Source organism: Acinetobacter lwoffii, from assembly GCF_024129685.1.
Classification (GTDB): Bacteria; Pseudomonadota; Gammaproteobacteria; order Pseudomonadales; family Moraxellaceae; genus Acinetobacter; species Acinetobacter lwoffii_X.
In genome coordinates this window covers 1-1,482 of record NZ_JAMXXL010000073.1, presented here as the reverse complement: position 1 = coordinate 1,482, position 1,482 = coordinate 1, and the positions used below count along the sequence as shown (strand labels likewise).

1 protein-coding gene is annotated in these 1,482 nt (G+C 43.6%); it reads left to right on the top strand.

Features of this window, described 5'->3' with window-relative positions; translation table 11 throughout:
* The first annotated feature begins 93 nt into the window (after window positions 1-93).
* Complete coding sequence (locus tag NI464_RS15715; protein ID WP_253139527.1) at window positions 94-1,428, top strand: ISNCY-like element ISAba32 family transposase; 1,335 nt, start codon at window positions 94-96, stop codon at window positions 1,426-1,428.
* Window positions 1,429-1,482: the final 54 nt, after the last annotated feature.

The following is a 1,482-nucleotide window of genomic DNA, read 5'->3' as shown; positions in this document are numbered from 1 at the left end:
TGTTAGAACCCATTTAAAGTGTCTATATTCTCACCAATAAAAATGTCTGGTTTATGATGGTTTTTATCACCATGGACTGGATATAAAATATAGATGCTGATCACTATGTCTGATAAAGAAATTCAACGTCTTGCAGTTCTGCAAGACGTTAGAGATCATCGTATTACCCAGGTCCGTGCTGCTGAAATCCTGAATCTTTCCACCCGTCAAATTACCCGGTTATTGCAGAAGCTCAATCAAGATGGTGTCTCAGGTATGGCACATGCCAGTCGTGGTCAACCGGGTCATCGTCGCCATGACGTCCTGTTAAAATCAGAATGTCTTTCCATTATTTCTGAACATTTACTTGGCTTTGGTCCTACATTGGCTCATGAGAAGCTCAGCAGCATGTTTGGCCTGCATATCCCGGTAGAAACGGTTTGTCGCTGGATGACTGCAAATGACCTCTGGATTCCTCGATCCAAGCGCCTGAAACGTCCATATCAGCCTCGATACAACCGTGATTGCTTCGGTGAGCTGATCCAGATCGATGGCTCATATCATAACTGGTTTGAAGGTCGAGCTTCCAAATGCTGCTTGCTGGTTTATATCGATGACGCCACTGGAAAGCTGTTGCATCTGCGCTTTTGTGAGGCTGAAACGACCTTTGATTATATGCTTTCAACCCGAGCCTACATTGAGCAATACGGCAAGCCTTTAGCGTTTTATAGCGATAAACACTCGGTATTCCGAGTGAATCAGAAATCGAGCCAAGATAGCCAGATCACGCAATTTGGGCGGATTCTGAATGAGTTAAATATTGGTATTATCTTCGCCAACTCACCCCAGGCCAAAGGCCGTGTGGAACGTGCCAATAGAACACTCCAGGATCGCCTGATCAAGGAAATGCGCCTAGAAGGTATCTGTTCAATTGCCGAGGCAAATGCCTGGCTGCCCTGCTTTATTGAGCATTTCAATCAGAAGTTTGCCAAGTGTGCGCGAAACTCAAAGAATTTACATCGGCCATTAACCGAATCTCATCTTGAACTGGATGATATTTTTACCTGGCAGGAACCGCGTAAGGTCACCAAGAATCTGACCCTGACCTATGACAAATGTATTTATCTGCTTGAACCGATAGAGCTGAATCATAAGCTTGTTGGGCAATATATTTCATTTCTGGAGTACCCGGATGGGACTGTGGCCCTCATGCACGAGGGACGAAAGCTCAACTACAGCATTTTCAATAAATTAGCTGGGCTACAGCAGAATGAGATCGTTGAGAATAAACGGTTAGGTACAGTTCTGGCACATATTCAGCAACAGCATGAAGAGTTGGAAAAACAGAATAAACGTTCCCGTCTCAAGAAAAGTATGCCGAGTCGTAAAGCTCAGAAAGCTGTTATTGAACAAAGAAAGTTAAATCCTGTGCTTGACTCTTGTGGTTAAAAACAGGACATTTTAAATGGTTTATCGCATAGACATTTTAATTGGTGAATAACA

Excerpts from the sequence above, each read along its gene's own strand:
- NI464_RS15715 (WP_253139527.1), top strand. The coding sequence starts at position 94 with ATGCTGATCACTATGTCTGATAAAGAAATTCAACGTCTTGCAGTTCTG.